The 16,942-nt window shown below is 35.2% G+C and carries 15 protein-coding genes and 1 pseudogene; all 16 read left to right on the plus strand.

Going from position 1 to position 16,942, the window contains the following annotated elements; translation table 11 throughout:
- Nucleotides 1-3 precede the first annotated feature (3 nt).
- The 16 genes and pseudogenes from P7V56_RS10535 to P7V56_RS10610 all read left to right on the plus strand — a co-directional run bounded on the left by P7V56_RS10535 (nt 4) and on the right by P7V56_RS10610 (nt 16,928).
- A complete protein-coding gene (locus P7V56_RS10535; protein ID WP_171221796.1) occupies nt 4-1,263 on the plus strand; it encodes an efflux RND transporter periplasmic adaptor subunit in 1,260 nt (419 codons plus the stop codon).
- 30 nt (nt 1,264-1,293) lie between these two features.
- Nucleotides 1,294-1,647 (plus strand): heavy-metal-associated domain-containing protein, encoded by a 354-nt coding sequence (locus P7V56_RS10540; protein ID WP_171221797.1) that lies wholly within the window; start codon nt 1,294-1,296, stop codon nt 1,645-1,647.
- Between the two features lie 4 nt (nt 1,648-1,651).
- Nucleotides 1,652-3,577 (plus strand): heavy metal translocating P-type ATPase, encoded by a 1,926-nt coding sequence (locus tag P7V56_RS10545; RefSeq protein WP_171221798.1) that lies wholly within the window; start codon nt 1,652-1,654, stop codon nt 3,575-3,577.
- A gap of 59 nt (nt 3,578-3,636) precedes the next feature.
- Nucleotides 3,637-4,014, plus strand: a complete 378-nt coding sequence (locus P7V56_RS10550; protein ID WP_073364518.1) for a hypothetical protein — start codon at nt 3,637-3,639, stop codon at nt 4,012-4,014.
- Between the two features lie 193 nt (nt 4,015-4,207).
- A complete protein-coding gene (locus P7V56_RS10555; RefSeq protein WP_073364515.1) occupies nt 4,208-5,080 on the plus strand; it encodes a DUF3347 domain-containing protein in 873 nt (290 codons plus the stop codon).
- An 11-nt stretch (nt 5,081-5,091) separates the two neighbouring features.
- Complete coding sequence (locus P7V56_RS10560; RefSeq protein WP_073364512.1) at nt 5,092-6,147, plus strand: YncE family protein; 1,056 nt, start codon at nt 5,092-5,094, stop codon at nt 6,145-6,147.
- A gap of 65 nt (nt 6,148-6,212) precedes the next feature.
- A complete protein-coding gene (locus P7V56_RS10565; RefSeq protein ID WP_073364510.1) occupies nt 6,213-6,695 on the plus strand; it encodes a TlpA family protein disulfide reductase in 483 nt (160 codons plus the stop codon).
- A gap of 86 nt (nt 6,696-6,781) precedes the next feature.
- Entirely contained in the window at nt 6,782-7,279 is a 498-nt protein-coding gene (locus P7V56_RS10570) for a heavy-metal-associated domain-containing protein (RefSeq protein WP_073364507.1), read from the plus strand.
- The gene (locus P7V56_RS10575) at nt 7,279-8,088 is read left to right on the plus strand and encodes a hypothetical protein (RefSeq protein WP_073364504.1); all 810 of its coding nucleotides are present in this window, start codon (nt 7,279-7,281) and stop codon (nt 8,086-8,088) included. The genes P7V56_RS10570 and P7V56_RS10575 overlap by 1 nt, the downstream gene beginning before the upstream one ends.
- A gap of 7 nt (nt 8,089-8,095) precedes the next feature.
- On the plus strand, nt 8,096-8,755 hold the full coding sequence (locus tag P7V56_RS10580) for a class I SAM-dependent methyltransferase (RefSeq protein ID WP_073364502.1): 660 nt from the start codon (nt 8,096-8,098) through the stop codon (nt 8,753-8,755).
- A gap of 13 nt (nt 8,756-8,768) precedes the next feature.
- On the plus strand, nt 8,769-9,482 hold the full coding sequence (locus tag P7V56_RS10585; protein WP_171221799.1) for a DUF3347 domain-containing protein: 714 nt from the start codon (nt 8,769-8,771) through the stop codon (nt 9,480-9,482).
- 1 nt (nt 9,483) lies between these two features.
- On the plus strand, nt 9,484-9,954 hold the full coding sequence (locus P7V56_RS10590; protein ID WP_171221800.1) for a heme-binding domain-containing protein: 471 nt from the start codon (nt 9,484-9,486) through the stop codon (nt 9,952-9,954).
- A 6-nt stretch (nt 9,955-9,960) separates the two neighbouring features.
- Nucleotides 9,961-13,188: pseudogene (locus P7V56_RS10595) on the plus strand (efflux RND transporter permease subunit).
- Complete coding sequence (locus P7V56_RS10600; protein ID WP_171221801.1) at nt 13,175-14,428, plus strand: TolC family protein; 1,254 nt, start codon at nt 13,175-13,177, stop codon at nt 14,426-14,428. The pseudogene P7V56_RS10595 and the gene P7V56_RS10600 overlap by 14 nt, the downstream one beginning before the upstream one ends.
- 2 nt (nt 14,429-14,430) lie before the next feature.
- The gene (locus P7V56_RS10605; protein ID WP_026704795.1) at nt 14,431-15,678 is read left to right on the plus strand and encodes a heavy metal-binding domain-containing protein; all 1,248 of its coding nucleotides are present in this window, start codon (nt 14,431-14,433) and stop codon (nt 15,676-15,678) included.
- A gap of 2 nt (nt 15,679-15,680) precedes the next feature.
- On the plus strand, nt 15,681-16,928 hold the full coding sequence (locus tag P7V56_RS10610) for an efflux RND transporter periplasmic adaptor subunit (protein ID WP_026726773.1): 1,248 nt from the start codon (nt 15,681-15,683) through the stop codon (nt 16,926-16,928).
- The last annotated feature ends 14 nt before the right edge of the window (nt 16,929-16,942 follow it).

Genomic DNA, 16,942 nt, shown 5'->3' on the forward strand with positions numbered 1-16,942 from the left:
ACGATGAAAAATATATTTATAAATAACAGTTCAAATACAGGAACTAAATTCAATCTCTTGCTTCTTGCTTCTTGTTTCTTGCTTCTAACATCTTGTGGCGAAAAGAAAACCGAAGAAACCCACGAAGAAGAAAAGTCAGAATCCGAAGTAGCCTTAACCGAAGCGCAATTTAAAACCATTGGTATAGAAACAGGTAGTATTGAAATGAAAAACCTCAATACGGTAATCAAAGCCAACGGATATACTGCAGTTCCGCCTCAGAATATGGCAAACATATCAACCTTAATTGGCGGTGTTGTCAAAGATATTTATGTGTTAGAAGGTACTTATGTGGCCAAAGGGAAAACATTGGCAACCATCCAAAATCTGGAAGTTACAGAAATGCAGGAAGATTATAATTCGGCAATTGCCAATATTGAATACCTACAATTAGAATACAACCGCCAAAAAACGTTGAGTGATGAAAATGTAAATCCGCGTAAAACATTCCAAGAAGTTAAGTCAAAGTTAGCAGTTGAAAGAGCAAGAGCACAAGCCGCAAAAAACAAGCTGCAGGCTTTGAATGTTAGTTTAAAAGGTAGCACTTCTTTAATTCCTATTGTTTCGCCTATAAGCGGTTATGTGGGTAAAATTAGCATTACCAAAGGAGCTTTTGCAGAAACAGGAGTGACACTTTTTGAAGTGGTCGATAACAGCCAAATGCACTTAGATTTGAATGTTTTTGAAAAAGATTTAGGTAAAATTTCTGTAGGTCAGGAAGTCGATTTTGTATTGACCAATCAATCCAATAAATCAATCAGAGGAAAAATATTTGGAATCAATAAATCATTTTCTAACGAAAGTAAAACGGTAGCAGTTCATGCTAAAATTAATCCAGGTGATGCCAAGGATTTAATATCCGGCATGTATGTAGCCGCCAATATCAATATCACCAATCAAACCGTTCAGGCATTGCCAAAAGATGCTATTGTTAGAAATGGCGACAAATATTATATTTACGTTCAGGAAGAACATCAGGAAGAAGAACCAAAAGTAAAGAAGAAAGAACACAAGCATAAGGAAGGAGAAGCACACACAGAAGGAGAAAAAGAAGGCCACAATGAAGTGCACTTCAAAGCCATCGAAGTAATGCCCGGAACAACCGATTTAGGATATACCGAAGTCAAACTGGTTGAGGAAATTCAAGCCAATGCAAAAATTGTAATCAAAGGTGCTTTCTATTTATTAGCAACATCAAAAGGCGGCGGTGAACACGAACATTAATAAATAATTATAAACTTAAAAAATATCAAAATGAAAAATGTATTAAAATCAGTACTGTTGGTAGTAACAGTGTTTTTAATTTCCAATGTTGCAATGGCACAAAAAACCAATCAGAAAGTAGTGATTAAAACTATTTTAAACTGTGACCACTGTAAAGAATGTGAAACCTGTGGGTTGAAATTCAAAACCGAAATGCTTAAAATCAAAGGCGTAAAAATGTATGAGTTAGACGATAAGAAAATGACATTTACTATCTATTACAATCCGAAGAAAACCGACTTGCAGGCAATTAAAACAGCTATTTCTAAACTAGGTTATGATGCCGATGATGTGAAAGCCACACCTGAAGGAATTGCCTCTCTGGACGGATGCTGTAAAGCCTGATTTTATGGAACATGAACATAACCACGTGGGAGAACAGGCCGATGATAAAAAGGCTGTTGTAATCAAGGACAATACAGGATGGAAAGGCCACTGGCAATTGCTTTTGGCTCTCATGATATTGTTTGCAATGCTCACTTTGGAATTTGGCTTTATGTATGTGCCGGAATTTCCGGTCAACTTTATAATTTTTGGTATTGCCTACTTGCTTTCCGGGTATAATGTGCTTTACCTCGCCTGGCGCAAAGCAATCCGCTTGGATTTCTTCAATGAATTTTTCCTAATGAGCGTGGCAACCATTGGTGCTTTCGCTATTGGTTCTTATAGCGAAGGCGTTGCGGTTATGGCATTCTATTCTATTGGGGAATGGTTTCAGGATGCTGCAGTAAATCGCGCAAAAAGGAGTATCAAGGCGTTACTCGATATCAGGCCTGATGAAGTTTCAGTGGTACGCAAGGATAATGTTGAAGTAGTAAATCCAAAAGATGTTGTACTTAATGAAATTATTCGAGTGAAACCTGGTGAAAAGGTAGCATTGGATGGCGAATTGATTTCAGAAAAAGCTTCTTTCAACACCGCAGCGCTTACCGGTGAAAGCAAGCCCGACACTAAAGCCAAAGGCGATGCAGTTTATGCAGGAATGATTAACCTAAACACCGTAACAGAGATAAAGGTAACCTCATTATTTACTGATAGTAAATTAAGCAAGATTCTCGAAATGGTGCAGGATGCAACTGCCCGTAAATCACAAACACAACTATTCATAAGTCGTTTTGCAAAAATCTATACGCCAATAGTATTTGCTCTGGCAGTTGCCGTTTGTTTTGTACCGTACTTTTTTGTGAACGATTACAATTTCAATGATTGGTTTTACCGTTCATTGGTATTCCTTGTAATAAGCTGCCCATGCGCTTTAGTCGTATCAATACCATTAGGATATTTTGGTGGTATTGGATTGGCTTCGCGAAACGGTATTTTGTTTAAAGGTTCCAATTTTCTCGATGTTATGACGGCTATAGATACTGTTGTGATGGACAAAACCGGCACACTTACTGAAGGCGTTTTCAAGGTGCAGGAAATTGTTACTAAAGACATAGAGGAGCCTTATTTGGTAAAACTTGCAGCGGCCATCGAAAGCCAGTCAACACACCCAATCGGAATGGCAATAGTTGAACATGCCGGCAAAGAGAAAGTAAACGAGTTAAGTATTGCTGAGGTTGAGGAAATTTCAGGACATGGGTTAAAAGGCAAAATCGACGGTAAGGAAGTACTCGCAGGAAATACAAAACTGATGAAGAAATTCAACATCGAATATCCTGCCGAAATAGATAGCATTGTTTATACAATTGTAGTAGTTGCTGTCGATAAAAAATACAAAGGTCACATCACAATTGCCGATAAAATTAAGGAAGATGCAGTACAGGCAATTAAGAGCATGCACGCCTTAAATATTAAAACGGTTATGCTTTCCGGTGATAAGCAAAGTGTTGTAGATGAAGTGGCCAAAAAGTTAGGCATCGATAATGCGTATGGAGATTTATTACCCGAAGGAAAAGTCGAGAAAGTCCAGGCATTAAAAGACCACGGCAAACACATTGCCTTCGTCGGTGATGGTGTCAACGATGCGCCTGTTGTTGCTCTTGCCGATGCGGGAATAGCTATGGGTGGTTTAGGCAGTGATGCTACCATTGAAACCGCTGATATCGTAATCCAGAATGACCAGCCATCAAAAATCGTTACCGCAATCAGAGTGGGAAAACTGACCAAACAGATTGTGTGGCAAAACATCATAATGGCAATGGTTGTAAAACTGATAGTTTTAGGATTGGGTGCAGGCGGTATAGCCACTTTATGGGAAGCGGTAATTGCCGATGTAGGTGTAGCTTTATTAGCAATTCTTAATGCGGTCAGAATTCAAAGAATGAGATTTTAACATCAATTTTAACATAAAGCAATAATTTTTAGTTAGTTTTGTATTGTTTTAATATTTATATGAAAAAATACCACATCATACTTGTAGTTTTACTAGGCATGTTCCTCATGCCTAATAATGCTTTTGCTTGTGGTAAAGGTTCAGAAAAGAGTTCCTGCAAAAAAGAAATTTCATCCAATAAAACACAAAAAAAGAGCTGTTGCGCTGATGAAAATACAAAAGATAAAGACAACAAGGGTTGTGGCGGCAAATGCGGGCATTCCGGTTGCGGTTGTTCATCAACTTGCCCTACTTCATCGGTAAGCTTCGTACCCGAAATTAGTTTTCAGCTGACTGCCTTTAACTTTCCTTCATTCGAAAAAATCAATTTTTTATATACTACACCATCAATCTCCGATGGTTTTTATTCCATTTGGCTAATCCCTAAAATAAGCTAAATCCAATTTTTGACAGCCATAAGTGTGTCAAATTCATAGCGTTTTGCTATCCAATTAACAACAGTTTTAGAATACCTTTTGCTACGCCATTATTTGGGTTGTAATACCATTGCTTTCACAACTGTTATTTATTCAAAATTATTTAACAAATCAATCAAGGTAAACTACTTTGATTACTTAAACATTATTTAAAATGAAAAGCTCATTTATAAAAATAATGATAGCAGCTGTAATGTTGCTATCAACTTCTATCAACGCACAAATAAAAAATGCAAAAACCGAAACAGTTAAAGTCTATGGTAACTGTGGAATGTGCGAAACTACAATCGAAAAAGCAGGAAGTATTAAAAAAATTGCTAAAGTAGATTGGAACCAGGAAACCCAAATGGCAACATTAACTTATGATGCTAGTGTAACAAATCAGGATGAAATACTTAAAAGAATTGCGTTAGCAGGTTATGACAGTGATAAATTTCTTGCCCCTGATGAGGTTTACAATAATCTTCACGGCTGTTGTCAATACGATAGAGTAGCAAAAGTTCCTGTAAAAGAAGAAAACAGAACTACTGCTGGCACCGATAGTCATTCCAATCACGGGAACCATTCTGAAACAACTACTAATGTAATTCAAAATGAAAATCAATTAAAAGCAGTATTTGATAATTATTTTTTATTGAAAGATGCTTTGATTACTTCTGATGGAACAAAAGCTGCAGCAGCTTCTAAAGAACTTTTAACAGCTGTAAATAACGTCAAAATGGACAAGCTTGATATGGAAGCGCACATGGTTTGGATGAAAGTTGTAAACCCAATAAAAGAAGATGCTGAACACATAGCTGATACAAAAGATGTAAAACACCAGCGTGATCACTTTACCACATTGTCAAAAGACATATACACATTAATCAAAGCAGCAAAATACGAAGTCCCTGTTTACTTTCAATTCTGCCCAATGTATAACGATGGTAAAGGAGCCAATTGGTTGAGCAAAGAAAACGCGGTAAAAAACCCATATTATGGGTCAATGATGCTAAACTGTGGAAAAACAGTAGAAACTATTAAATAACCTAAAAAAATATGAAAAATTTATCAATGATAGCTTCATTTATTGGAGCACTATTTTTAACCTCTTGTAATAACAACGATGACAATATGGATATGACATTAAATGTCGATTATCCGGCGGCATACATTGTAAACGGAGAAGATGGTTCCGTTTCAGTAGTCAAGTTAAGTACTAATGAAGTAACCGGAACTATAGAATTAATGGGTAGCGGTTCAGATATGATTATGTGGCCACATCACATTTCATCACACCAAGATCATCTGGCAATTGGTGTTCCTGGAATGGATTTGAGTGCAGGGCATTCAGGATTAAATACATCAGGGATGAATGGTAAATTATTAGTTATTGATGCCATGGATGGGTCAATTATAAAAAACATCAACCTTCCGTTAATGAACCACAATTCTATTTATTCTCCTAACGGAAACGAAATTTGGGTACCTCAAATGGATGAAATGAATAGCAAAGTCTTGGTATATGATGCTACTACTAATGCCTTATTGAATACAATCGATGTCGGAATGATGGCTGCTGAACTAACATTTTCTTCCGATGGCACAAAAGCCTATGTGGCAAATGGTGATGATGACAATGTAACAGTGATAAATACTTCAACAAAAGCGATAATCACAACAATTGCTGTTGGAGACAATCCTGTAGGTGCCTGGACAGGAAGTAATAATAAAATGTATGTAGACAACGAAGATGGACAAACTATTTCTGTAATTGATGTAGCTACAAACTCGGTAGACGAAACAATTACTTTAGGTTTCATGCCCGGAATAGCATCATATAACGGTCCTAAAAATGAATTATGGGTTTCAGATCCAATGGCTGGAAAAGTGCATTATTGGACTTGGGATGCAGGAATGAATATGTGGATGCATGGAAGTTCTTTTAATACTGGTGCCGGTGCACATGCAATAGCATTCACAACAGACGGTAATACTGCTTATGTGACTAATCAAACGGCTAATACAGTTTCAGTAGTCAACACCACCAATCATTCAGTAACAAAAACGATTAACGTTGGAAGAAAGCCAAACGGGATTGTTATAAAAATGTAACACTTTAACAAACTAGGCCTTATGTCGGCATAGGGCTTAGTTTTATAAAAAACAATGGTACTATTATGTTAATCAAAAATCAAGTAAAATACTTCATCACACTATTTATAATCTTCACGTTTTCAACTAAAGCACAGATTAAAGTGGGTGATTCTATACCATCAATTACACTGAAAAGCAATACTAATAGTGAGGTAATTACCTCATCTTTTAAAGGAAAATATGTGCTTGTCGATTTTTGGGCATCTTGGTGTGCACCTTGCCGATTGGGAAATAAAAAATTAGTGAAACTGCATAATGAGATTAATTCAGGCAAAATTGAAATAATAGGCATATCAATAGACACCGATATCAATAAATGGCTAAAAGCAATTGAAAAAGACAAAATAAAATTCACTCAATTGATCGACCCAAATGGATTTGAGGCTAAGGCAGCCTTAGTTTTCGGAGTAGAAGAATTACCATCAAAGTACTTATTCAATCCCGATGGCATTCTACTAGCAAAAAATCCAACAGATGAAGAAATAATAAAATTAATAAAAGAGTAAAATGAAACGCCCATTAACATTATTTAGATATAAAGGAGATTTAGTAGGCGTTCCATCTTCAATTAAAAAACAAATATTAAATACAGATGAATAAAATAAATAAAGTCTATGTAATAGCAGCATCAATCGCTTTGATGTTTTCAATGAAAAGTAATGCACAAATTGTGAAAGCCGAAATCAGGGCTACGGGTTTAACATGCTCTATGTGCTCCAATGCCATAAACAAACAGTTAAAAACACTTCCGGAAGTAGTTAAAGTAGAGACCGATTTAAATACCAATACCTTTACAGTAACCCTTACTGAGGGCAATACGCTAAGCCCAAAAGTATTTAAGGAAAAAGTAGAGAAAGCAGGTTTTTTTATCGGAACATTAGTATTGACAGCAAAACCTGAAACCATAACCCAAAGTACTTATATTTTGGTTAATAATAACACGGCCAACGGCACCGAAATACAATTTCAGGTAGTAGACAAAGGCTATGTGACTGAAAAGGAATTCAAAAAATTATCCAAATCATACAAGAATGTTGAAACGTATGCTTCAAACAATGAAGATGATTTCCACATTAAAATTCTGAATTAATGAGAAAGATTATTTTATTTTTAATTTCAATAAGCAGCCAAAACATTACTAGTCAGGAGTTATTCGTGGTAACTGATCCGGCCAGTAATGTTCCGGCAAATTCTTTGGCAGTTAATGTGATGCAGTCGCTTTTCAAAGAAGAAATGAAATCAGGCTACAATTACCATTTCATGCCCGAAGTAACTTATGGACTTAACAAGAACATCATGTTCCGGGCTTCTGCTTTTATAAGTAACAGAAGCAACCAACTGGTTACCGAAGGAGGTAGTTTTTACACAAAATATCGTTTCTATTCCTCCGATGACCTCAACAGTCATTTCCGGATGGCAGCATTTGGAAGATATAGTTTCAATAATGCTGACATTCACCAAGAGCAAATAGAAATCTTAGGACACAACACAGGCTTCGAAGGTGGATTTGTAGCCACTAAGTTGATTAAAAAACTGGCAATTAGTTCTTCAGTAAGTTTTGAAAAAGCATTTGACAACAAACCTGATTATCCTTTCCCTGATAATATGGGTGACAATGCCACCAATTATACCTTATCATTTGGAAAATTGATGTATCCAAAAAAATACACCAGTTACAAGCAAACAAATATTAATGTAATGGTAGAATTTGTTGGTCAAACAATTAACGAAAATGGCAAATCCTATTTAGATGTGGTACCTGCAATACAATTTATTTTCAATAGCCAGGCAAGATTGGACTTAGCATACCGCCAAGAACTGCTAAGTTCAATGGTACGTTCAGCACCGAATGGATTTTATTTCAATCTGTACTATACTTTTTTCGATTTAACAAAATAAAACCAAGATGAGTACAACAAAATTTATTCCGGCATTAGGTTATGATTTTTTAAGCGATTATTACGATTTAGCAATCAAATTAACTATGCCTGAGAAAAAATTCAGAAACAAGTTAGTAGATTTTGTCAATCCTCAAGAGAATGAGAAAATATTAGAGTTTGGTTTTGGAACCGCACAAAACATCATTATTCTAAAACAGCGCTTTCCTAATTGTAACATACAAGGCGTTGACATCGATCCTAAGATTAAGTCAATAGCAGAGTATAAATTAAAAAAGTACGGAATTAAGGCTCAGCTTTTTTTGTATGATGGAAATAAACTACCATTTGAAGACAATTCATTTGACAAGGTATATAGTTCGCTTGTTTTTCATCAGTTAGATAGGATTACAAAATTAAAATGCTTGCTGGAAATTAATAGGATACTTAAACCTAATGGAGAATTAATCATTGGAGATTGGGGTAAAGCAAAAACAAAATGGATGCGGTTTTCCTTTTACTTAGTTCAATTATTAGACGGTTTCAAAACTACCACTGATAATGTAAATGGATTAATGATAAAATACATTACTGATACAGGATTTAAAAATGCTCTGGAAGTAGATTATATAAACACATCAATAGGCACTTATTCTTATTATAAAGCAGAAAAAATAATTAATAACTAAAAAATATTACATCATGAAAACACTTTTTTTAACAGCTTTTTTAGCGATAACAATAGTATCGTGTAACAATAAAGCTAAAGAAACAGAAACCAATGCAACAGAAACCCAAGCAGGTTCAAACGAATTATTCGCCTGTCCAATGCACCCTGAAGTAACAGGAAAAAAAGGAGAAAAATGCTCCAAATGTGGTATGGAATTAACAGAGCCGGTTGCACAAGGTCAGCCGGCCCATGATAGCACCCATGATGATGCGGCTCAACCCACAGCTGATGAAACTGCAGCAAATGCAACATCTGCATTCTCTACCGACGAAATCATTGCAAACTATCTAAAAATCAAGAATGCACTCACCAAAGATGATGCAAACGGTGCTGCCACCGCAGGTAAAGAATTGTATAAAACGTTCAATTCCGCTGACGCATCCGGTTTAACGGCTGCCCAGAAAAAGGAATATACAGACATTGCTGGCGATGCTAAGGAACATGCTGAGCATATCGGAGACAACGCAGGAAAAATAGCCCATCAACGTGAACATTTTGCAATACTAAGTAAAGACATCAATGATTTAATAAAACTTTTAGGCTCAAACAAAAAATTGTATCAAGACCATTGTCCAATGTATGACGACGGTAAAGGCGCTATTTGGATCAGCGAATCCAAAGAAATCAAAAATCCATATTATGGCTCTAAGATGCTTACTTGTGGTAGTTTGAAAAAAACGTTATAAAATGAAAAGAAGATTAAAGAAAGTAGGTATAGTACTTTTTTTGGTATTGATAGCAATACAATTCTATCAGCCTGCCCTGAATCAAAATCCAGGGCAGGATTATACAAATGATTTTCTGGTCACGACCGATGCACCAACAAATATTTCAAAACTAATAAAGACATCTTGTTACGATTGCCATAGTAATAACACCCAGTATCTCTGGTATGATTACATTCAACCAGCTAGAATGTTTGTAGAAACACATATTACTGATGGGAAAAAAGAGTTAAATTTTAATGAGTTTGGCAGTTATTCAAATCGAAAGCAGCAAAGTAAACTAGAAGCCATCGGTAAACAAATTAAATCGGATGAAATGCCATTAACTTCATATACCCTATTACATCGCGATGCAATAATTAATGAAGTCCAAAAACAGGAATTAATAACCTGGATTAATTCAATAAAACAAAACAGTTTATCTGAAAAATAAGGAAATATGGTAGAAAAACTAATAACATTCTCACTAAAAAACAGAGCAATTGTGCTACTGGTCTCTGCAGGATTATTTGTGTGGGGAATCTACAGCGTAAGACAAAACCCTATCGATGCAATTCCTGATTTATCCGAAAATCAAGTGATTGTATTTACAGAGTGGATGGGTCGAAGTCCACAGGTTATAGAAGCTCAAGTAACATACCCTTTGGTTTCCAACTTACAAGGAATCCCGAAAGTAAAAAACATTCGTGGAGCATCTATGTTTGGGATGAGTTTTGTCTATATAATTTTCGAAGATGATGTTGATGTTTATTGGGCAAGAACACGAGTTTTAGAAAGACTAAACTATGCACAACGGTTATTACCTCAAAATGTAGTTCCATCTTTAGGACCAGACGGTACAGGTGTTGGCCATATTTTTTGGTATCATTTGGAAGCTAACGGAATGGATCTTGGGGAACAACGTGCCTTACAGGATTGGTATGTGAAATTTGCACTGCAAACTGTTCCCGGTGTAGCAGAAGTTGCTTCATTCGGAGGTTTTGAAAAGCAATATCAATTGGTTTTAGATCCACTAAAAATGCAGTATTATAATGTCAGTATGATGGAAGTAATGAATGCTGTTAAGGCTAATAACAATGATGTAGGCGGCCGAAAGTTTGAAATGAGTAATATGTCTTATATCATTAGAGGTTTAGGCTACATAAAGAACAGTAAAGATGTCGAGGATATTTCGATTAAAAATTACAATTCTATCCCTGTGAAGGTAAAAGACATAGGTTCAGTACAAATGGGTGGAGATTTACGCCTTGGAATTTTTGACCAAAACGGAACTGGGGAAGTCGTAGGCGGTATAGTGGTAATGCGTTACGGCGAAAATGCTGATAAAGTCATCAAAGCGGTTAAAGCAAAGATGAAAGAAGTTGAAAAAGGATTGCCCGAAGGAGTGAAATTTAAAACTTCCTATGACAGAAGCGAGTTAATCGAAAAAGCTATTGAATCTGTCAAGGGAACACTTATAGAAGAAATGATAGCAGTTTCACTCGTTATCTTAATTTTTCTGTTCCATTGGAGAAGCGCCCTTATAATCTTAATTCAACTTCCTATATCCGTAGCAATTGGCTTCATATTGCTTGAAGCATTTGGTATTTCATCTAATATTATGTCATTAACCGGTATTGCACTCGCTATTGGAGTTGTTGTGGATGATGGAATTGTAATGGTTGAAAACGCCTACAGGACAATCTCAGAGAAACAAGAAGAAATGATTGATAACAAGTAAATTGGTATGATGATAGAAAAAATTAAAAATTTATTTAAAAAGGAACACGACCCTTTATCCTCTGATGAAAAACTTCAACTAATTGAAAAATCATCAAAGTTAGTAGGACCGGGTGTTTTTTACTCAACACTGATCGTAATTGCGTCTTTTCTACCGGTTTTTTTACTCACAGGTATGGAAGGAAAATTATTTAGTCCCTTGGCTTGGACAAAATCATTCATTCTAATCGTTGATGCTTTTTTAGCCATTACACTCACACCGGTGCTTATAAGCTTTTTATTAAAAGGTAAACTTCGTCCTGAGAATAAAAATCCAATCAATAAAAAACTGGAAAGTGTATACACTCCTATTTTGGTTTTTTGTTTGAAATGGAGGAAAACGGTTTTAGGAATTAATGTAGTAGCTTTACTAATCGGTTTAGTCATGTTTACTCGTTTAGGTTCCGAGTTTATGCCACCATTGGATGAAGGTTCAGTACTTTTCATGCCGGTTACCTTGCCCGATGTTTCAAACTCGGAAGTAAAAAGAATATTGCAGGTTCAAGACAAATTGATAAAATCAATTCCCGAAGTAGACCATGTATTGGGAAAAGCTGGTAGAGCCAATACTGCTACAGATAATAGCCCTATTAGCATGATTGAAACCATCATTTTATTAAAACCTCAAAGTGAATGGAGAGAAGGAAAAACAAAGAATGATATTATAACCGAAATAAATAATAAACTCCAAATTCCGGGAGTAACCAACGGCTTTACACAGCCTATCATTAATAGAATAAACATGCTATCTACTGGTATTCGAACAGATGTTGGAATTAAAGTTTATGGAGAAAGTTTAGATACCATTAATGCACTATCTCAAAAAATCAAAAAAGCACTCGAAGGTACTTCGGGTGTAAAAGATTTGTATGCGGAGCCAATAACTGGTGGAAGGTACATTGACATTGAGCCAAAGAGGGAGCTTTTGGGCAGATACGGCCTTTCAATTGACGATATTAATGCAGTTGTTGAAGCAGCTATCGGAGGAATGAAACTCACAACTACAATTGAAGGAAGACAACGCTTTTCGGTAAATGCCAGGTATGCGCAGGAATATCGAAACAGTATTGATGCACTTAAAAAATTACAAGTTCAAACCATGCAATATGGGCCAATTCCTTTAGAAACCGTTGCAGAGGTAAAAATCAGCGATGGACCACCTATGATAAATAGTGAAAATGCCATGCTTAGAGGCAGCGTTCTTTTTAATGTTCGTGACCGGGACTTAGGTAGTACTGTAAAAGAAGCGCAGGAAAAATTAAATGCAATGATGTCTAAAATGCCTAAAGGCTATTACATCGAATGGAGTGGCCAGTGGGAAAATCAGCTAAGAGCCAATAAAACGCTAAGCATGATACTACCAATTGTGGTGATAATTATCTTCCTTATTTTATATTTTACTTACCACTCCATGAAAGAATCCCTCATTACAATGATAACAGTGCCTTTTGCTTTAATCGGTGGTGTTTTTATGGTCTATTTCTACGGAATAAATTTATCTGTTGCAGTTGCAGTTGGTTTTATTGCCCTCTTCGGAATGGCCATTGAAACTGCCATGTTAATGACTATTTACTTGAATGAATCGATGAACAAAATGGTCGAAAAACATGGGAACAGTTCACAAACCATTACTGAAGACATTTTGAAACAATATATCGTCGATGGCTCAGCCAAAAGGTTAAGACCAAAACTAATGACAGTTTCGGTTTCTTTGTTTGGTCTTATTCCGATACTTTGGGCAACAGGTACGGGTGCCGATGTGATGCTACCCATCACAGTTCCGCTTATTGGTGGCACTATCACTTCTACAATTTATGTATTATTAGTAACTCCTATAGTTTTTGAAATGGTGAAACTTCACGAATTAAAAACTAAAGGCAAAATAGAACTTATAGATGTTAAAGAATAAATACCATATCGTTTTAAGCATTCTGATTTTGAGCTTTACAACGGCTAATGCACAGGTAGTTTCGTTGGAAAATATTTTGAACACAATCAAAACCGATAATCCACAGCTAAAAATGTATGATGCCGATATCCAAAGTATGGATGCTGCTGCAAAAGGGGCTAAAAGCTGGATGGCACCTCAAGTAGAAACCGGTTTTTTTATGACGCCCTACAATACCAAAATGTGGAAAGCAGATGATATGAGTCCTGGCATGGGCAGTTATATGATTGGAGTCTCACAAATGATTCCCAATTCAAAAAAACAAAATGCCGAATACAAGTATATGAACGCAATGTCATCTGTTGAAAAAGAAAACAAAAATTACACTTTAAATCAGCTTTATGCTATAGCCAAGACAAATTATTATCAATGGCTTGTACTAAACAAAAAAGTCAAAGTGGCCAATGATAACTTACTACTCTTAAAATACATGATAAAAAGCATGGAAATAAGATACCAGTACAATATGGATAAACTCCCCACTTATTATAAAGCAAAATCTCAATATAATGAGTTAGAAAGTATGATTATAATGCTTCAGAATGATATTTCACAAAAAAGAATTATGCTCAACACTCTAATGTCAAGAGATAAAAATATGGTGTTTGAAATTGAAGAAGCATTCGAACTAAAGGAATACAATTCACAACTATTGGACACCTCATCAATTTCCAAAAACAGAAGTGATATAAATGCCATCAAAAGAACCATGGAAGTAAACCAACTGAAAATTGATGCAGAAAAATCAAAATTTCTACCCGAATTTGGAGTTAAATATGACCACATGTTTGCTTTTGGACAACAGCCACAGCAATTCTCACTAATGGGCATGATGACTATCCCCATGCCTTGGTCAACAAAAATGAACAAAGCCAATATCAGTAGCTTTCAAATTAAAAATGAAAGTCTCAATTGGCAAAAACAAATGATTTTAAATGAAACAGTTGGAATGATTTCGGGCATGAATACAGAGCTTTCTAACCTCAATAAACAATACAATATCTCCGAAAAAAGCATCATCCCTTCATTGCGCAAAAATTATGATACCGCCGTTTTGGCTTGGCAAAATAACACTGGTGATTTGTTCATTGTCTTAGACGCATGGGAAGCTTTGAACATGGCCCAAATGGACGCTCTCGACAAATTGCAGTCCATACTAAACACTCAGGTCGAAATCGAAAAACAACTCGAAATTAAGTAACTATGAATAAGTATATAAAATATGGTTTGATTCTAGGTATAATAGCAATAATCGGTTCTGCTATTTATTTCTATGTCATAAAACCTGAAGTACATGACGCAAGCTCTCATCAAAACGTTGTCTATACCTGTTCAATGCATCCGCAAATTATTAGAGATAAACCTGGAAACTGCCCTATTTGCGGAATGACTTTAGTAAAAAAAGTAATTGACAATCATGCTATTGAAGATTATAATATTGAAAATGTCATCAAGCCAACAGATAACTTTGTAGTGGGTAAATTTCAAACTATAACAGCAATAGATTCAACTTTAAGTGGTGAAATCAATCTTCCTGGCACTGTCGCTTATGACCCAAATTCAGCGGTAAATATTGCAGCAAAAATAAGTGGCCGAATTGAAAAAATATATGTGAATTTTAAATACCAACGAATTAATAAAGGACAAAAATTATTTGATTTATATAGCCCTGAACTTTTAACTGAGCAAGAAAACTTTATTTATTTACTTTCAAATGATATTGATAACAGCTCAATTATTGAGGCATCAAAACAAAAGTTGTTGCTTTACGGTATGACTCAAAATCAAATAAGTGCTTTAGCTAATTCAAAAAAAGCCAATCCTAAAATAGCCATTTACAGTCCTTCTAATGGAATTGTCATAGGGTCAGAAACAATGGTTACTCCATCAAATTCTGCAATGCAAAGTATGAATAACAGTACTGAAAAACTTGAGTTAAAAGAAGGAAACTATGTCAAAAAAGGAGAAGTTGTGTTTAAATTAGTAAATACTGATAAAGTTTGGGGAGTATTCAACATTACTCAGGAAAGCAGCAGTTTTATTGAAGTCAATCAAGCCATTAAAATAACTTCTGAACTCAATGCTGAAGAATCAATAGAAGCGAAAATAAATTTTATTGAAACACAATTTAATGCTACCGACAAAACCAATAGAATTAGGGTTTATTTAAACAACAATACACTCAAATTGCCGATAGGTTTGAGATTGCAAGGTATTATAAAAACACGGTCAATTAGCGGTCTTTGGATACAAAAAAACGCATTGGTAAGTACAGGTAATAAAAAAATTGTTTTTGTTAAATCTCACAATGGTTTTAAAGCAACACCGGTAAAAACAGGGTTTGAACTGAACGGTTATATTCAAATCATTAAAGGTATTTCTGTTAGTGATACTATTGCAAAAAATGCACAATATTTAATCGATAGCGAAAGCTTTATTAAAACGGAGTAAGTATGAAAAATTTAAATCAAATAGGCATCTTTTTATTGCTTTCCCTAATATTTACAGCTTGTAATTCTTCTAAAAAAGAAGACCATTCTCAGCATGAGAATAAAAAAGAAGACCACTCTCAACATGATAAAAATAAAGAAACTACTTTTTATACATGTTCTATGGATCCTCAAGTAAAAGAAGATAAACCCGGCAAGTGTCCTATTTGCCACATGGAGTTAACACCCATAAAACAGGATGATAGTGAGGTTAACCAAATAAGTTTAAGTAAACAACAAATTCAACTTGGTAATATCACAACTCAAGTTATAGGACAAACACAAAACAATTTAGAACAAAACTACACAGGTGTTTTAACATTCAATCAAGAAAAATCTAAAACCTTTTCTTCAAAAGCAATGGGTAGAATTGAAAAATTATATTTCAAATCCACTGGTGATTACCTATCCAAAAACCAGCCTGTCTTTCAATTATACAGTGAGGATATTGCAATAGCAAAACAAGACTATTATACAGCATTTAAACAACTGGAAATGCCCGGTAATTTTGGAAAAAACGCAAAAAATATAATGAATGCCGCCAAACAAAAACTCTTATTCTATGGTTTGTCCAATACTCAAATTGAGAATATTAAAAGTAATAAAGATGTTTCCCCATATACCACATTTTATAGCACTGTCAGCGGCACAGTTTCAGAAATAAGTACTGCTGAAGGAAGCTATATCATGGAAGGCGAACCAATCATCAAAGTAACTGATTTGAATAAACTCTGGCTTGAAACACAAGTTAATATCAACTACTTCAAAAGCCTCAAAATAGGCCAAATTGCTACAATAACATTTGTCGATTTCCCTGATAAATCAATAAGCGCTAAAATCTCATTTATCAATCCTGAAATAAACCCGGAAACCCGTTTACTTTTGATTCGATTTGAAATACCAAATCAAAATCTAATTTTAAAACCGGGAATGCAGGCCATTGCAAAATTGATGATTTCCGGCGGTAAAGGAATATACATTCCCACCGATGCAGTAATTAGAGAAGAAAACGCATCCTACATCTGGGTAGAAAAAAAACCGGGTGTTTATGAAAATCTAATGGTAGAAACAGGAATTGAAACTAATGGACTGATAGAAATCAAAACAAAAATTGCCAATGGTCAAAAAGTAGTGATAACGGGTGCCTATGCCATCAATAGCGAATATAAATTCCGCAAAGGCAGTAACCCGATGGAAGGAATGAAAATGTAATTTAAATAGTAAGA

The organism is Flavobacterium sp. IMCC34852 (genome assembly GCF_030643905.1).
In the GTDB taxonomy this organism is placed as follows: domain Bacteria; phylum Bacteroidota; class Bacteroidia; order Flavobacteriales; family Flavobacteriaceae; genus Flavobacterium; species Flavobacterium rivulicola.

What these genes read in the sequence shown, in the direction of transcription:
- P7V56_RS10535 (WP_171221796.1), top strand. Translation starts at nt 4, where the DNA reads ATGAAAAATATATTTATAAATAACAGTTCAAATACAGGAACTAAATTC.
- P7V56_RS10540 (WP_171221797.1), top strand. Translation starts at nt 1,294, where the DNA reads ATGAAAAATGTATTAAAATCAGTACTGTTGGTAGTAACAGTGTTTTTA.
- P7V56_RS10545 (WP_171221798.1), top strand. Translation starts at nt 1,652, where the DNA reads ATGGAACATGAACATAACCACGTGGGAGAACAGGCCGATGATAAAAAG.
- P7V56_RS10550 (WP_073364518.1), top strand. Translation starts at nt 3,637, where the DNA reads ATGAAAAAATACCACATCATACTTGTAGTTTTACTAGGCATGTTCCTC.
- P7V56_RS10555 (WP_073364515.1), top strand. Translation starts at nt 4,208, where the DNA reads ATGAAAAGCTCATTTATAAAAATAATGATAGCAGCTGTAATGTTGCTA.
- P7V56_RS10560 (WP_073364512.1), top strand. Translation starts at nt 5,092, where the DNA reads ATGAAAAATTTATCAATGATAGCTTCATTTATTGGAGCACTATTTTTA.
- P7V56_RS10565 (WP_073364510.1), top strand. Translation starts at nt 6,213, where the DNA reads ATGTTAATCAAAAATCAAGTAAAATACTTCATCACACTATTTATAATC.
- P7V56_RS10570 (WP_073364507.1), top strand. Translation starts at nt 6,782, where the DNA reads ATGAATAAAATAAATAAAGTCTATGTAATAGCAGCATCAATCGCTTTG.
- P7V56_RS10575 (WP_073364504.1), top strand. Translation starts at nt 7,279, where the DNA reads ATGAGAAAGATTATTTTATTTTTAATTTCAATAAGCAGCCAAAACATT.
- P7V56_RS10580 (WP_073364502.1), top strand. Translation starts at nt 8,096, where the DNA reads ATGAGTACAACAAAATTTATTCCGGCATTAGGTTATGATTTTTTAAGC.
- P7V56_RS10585 (WP_171221799.1), top strand. Translation starts at nt 8,769, where the DNA reads ATGAAAACACTTTTTTTAACAGCTTTTTTAGCGATAACAATAGTATCG.
- P7V56_RS10590 (WP_171221800.1), top strand. Translation starts at nt 9,484, where the DNA reads ATGAAAAGAAGATTAAAGAAAGTAGGTATAGTACTTTTTTTGGTATTG.
- P7V56_RS10600 (WP_171221801.1), top strand. Translation starts at nt 13,175, where the DNA reads ATGTTAAAGAATAAATACCATATCGTTTTAAGCATTCTGATTTTGAGC.
- P7V56_RS10605 (WP_026704795.1), top strand. Translation starts at nt 14,431, where the DNA reads ATGAATAAGTATATAAAATATGGTTTGATTCTAGGTATAATAGCAATA.
- P7V56_RS10610 (WP_026726773.1), top strand. Translation starts at nt 15,681, where the DNA reads ATGAAAAATTTAAATCAAATAGGCATCTTTTTATTGCTTTCCCTAATA.